Source organism: Ferrithrix thermotolerans DSM 19514 (assembly GCF_900128965.1).
GTDB lineage: Bacteria > Actinomycetota > Acidimicrobiia > Acidimicrobiales > Acidimicrobiaceae > Ferrithrix > Ferrithrix thermotolerans.
The window spans coordinates 1-2,146 of sequence record NZ_FQUL01000079.1; the positions used below are offsets into that span (position 1 = coordinate 1).

Consider the following 2,146-nt stretch of genomic DNA (forward strand, 5'->3'; position numbering starts at 1 on the left):
CTATGGCCTATTTGCACAACTTTAGGCACACGACCCTGGCAAACTGATAGCTCCTCCCTCTCCTCCCTCTTACCAAAGCGGTGAGAGGGAGGAGGAACCAGAAACGAAGAACCGGCGGACAACCCGGGGAACCCATGCCCTGCCTGGCACCTCACGGGGATGGGGCTTATTCAGTACGCTCCTAGACTTTGGCGCTCAGACGAGCACTTCCAGCACCGCAACGGTTATTGCAGACAATGCAGAAAGCTTCTCCACCATAGAGAGTCTTGCGATAAGTTACGCAGATGGTTATGCTTACGAGACCGGCGCCCCTCTAGTTTTGGCAATTGGGACCAATAATTCTGGCGGGTACTTGAACGCTACAAACGGCGCCTCATTTGCAGAAGCCTGGACGCAGATGGTAAATTACCTTGCCGATAACACTCCCTCCAATGTTTACGTTGCTGGAGCTGATGATATCGAAGCAGACTATAGTAGTCCGGCTGCTGCGATCAATTGGGTGAATGCATACAATATTGGGGAGAACCAGTACAACTTCGGATATTTTGACTTTGGGTCTGGCAATCAGACCTCATCTTGGTCCGGTGCTGATTTGTATCAGGTGTTTAGTGGCGCACCGAATTCATATGCTAACCCGGAGTTGTATTGCCCCACAGATATCAATGATTTTCCAAGTGATACAAGCGGTTCCAACCATATCAAGATCTGGGGTGTCGTGAGTTATCCTAGCACCGGCTTCCCTGGGGCGGTGTGTTCGAACCGAGATAATTCTCTAGCGCAGTTTCAGGCTAATTCATACAACTCTCAATACGGCTTCCCTAGTATTTCATACATTACCGACATGTATTATTTCTGCAATGGCGATAAGACAGATACCTTCTGCTAGAGATCTGTTCGGGAAAGGTGAGCAAAATGCAATTAGAGTCCATCAGGCAGCGTGTCACAAATCATCGGGCGGTTTCCCTAGTGGCCATCGGTGCTCTAATCGTCGGGGCAGTGGCTATCACACTTGGTACTGCTGCCGTACAGGCGCGCGATCCATCCATCCACGTCGTTGATAGCATAGGTCTTCCGCCAAGGTTCGCTGGGAGCACTCTTGCTGAGTGGGCTGTACAAGATCTATCCAGCACCGAAGTTCAAGAATTTGAGCATTGGCCCCGACATTTCCAGGATAACTACCTAACGGTAGCCAGCGCTTTTGCATGGAACCCAGCATCCACGCCGCCGAATCCCTCCTCCTCCCGTGCCCTGCAGTCGATCTTTCTTAGAACGCTAGAGGGCGTAGAGAATCCCAATGCAGGTCATATGTCATCCAAGCAACTCTCACAACTCCAGCAACAGGCTCAAGCCGCACAGGAGTCTGCGACCCAACAGTATAATCAAGAGATTGGCGCGTTGGCAGAGGCTGGATCCGGCTATGGCAATAATACTGCCTCTGGCTGGACATTCACTTCTGCGGCCGTCTTGAACGTGCCAGTCGTAAATGGCTTCGAGCTTCCGGGTATCCAGTTATCTACTGTCGCCGCCTTCGTTTGTGTAGCCCCAGGTGCGAGCGCCACACGCGTTAATCTCATAGGTGGTGTGGTTCAAGAGAACTATAGTCCATCTGGACAGATCACCGATTCGCAGATCTCGCTCCAGCCATGGACAGACGCAGCAGTCCCAATCACTCCGGCGACTCCATCTCTTTTTGGGTACGTCCCATCGGAGCGAAAAACGTTCCCAGCTCCGAGTGGTCTTCAATTGACTACCATTGACAATGTTCTTCCAGGCGGAGTCGTCGTTTCGACGACAACTGGTGCCAAGCTGTACTTCAGCCTTAGCACAGATACCTACACCTCTCAGATACCAACTGCTAGCCAACAAGCCCAAGGCCCTCAACTATGCGAGCCCGTCCGAGGGTAGACGGGCTCTCTCGGGCTTCTAGTCTTATCGAACCCTAGGTCTCAGTATCAGTGTGCGCTATAAACTCCGCATCCTCTTTACTCAATAGTTCATGGTGAAAACTACTCTGTCAGCCACAGGAATACTGTCATGGACAGTACCAGCGGGTAGGCGTTCCTTTCCTCCATAATTGGTTGTGTGCCTAAAGTTGTGCAAATAGGCCATAGAGTCTTTGGAACTGTGTCTATCTTAGTAAGTGGTT

The 2,146-nt window shown here is 51.2% G+C and carries 2 protein-coding genes; both read left to right on the forward strand.

The genetic code is table 11. The features are described 5' to 3' along the window. Nucleotides 1-319 precede the first annotated feature (319 nt). On the forward strand, nucleotides 320-886 hold the full coding sequence (locus tag BUA24_RS11620) for a hypothetical protein (RefSeq protein WP_072792760.1): 567 nt from the start codon (nucleotides 320-322) through the stop codon (nucleotides 884-886). A gap of 26 nt (nucleotides 887-912) precedes the next feature. After that, a complete protein-coding gene (locus BUA24_RS11625; protein WP_072792761.1) occupies nucleotides 913-1,905 on the forward strand; it encodes a hypothetical protein in 993 nt (330 codons plus the stop codon). The last annotated feature ends 241 nt before the right edge of the window (nucleotides 1,906-2,146 follow it).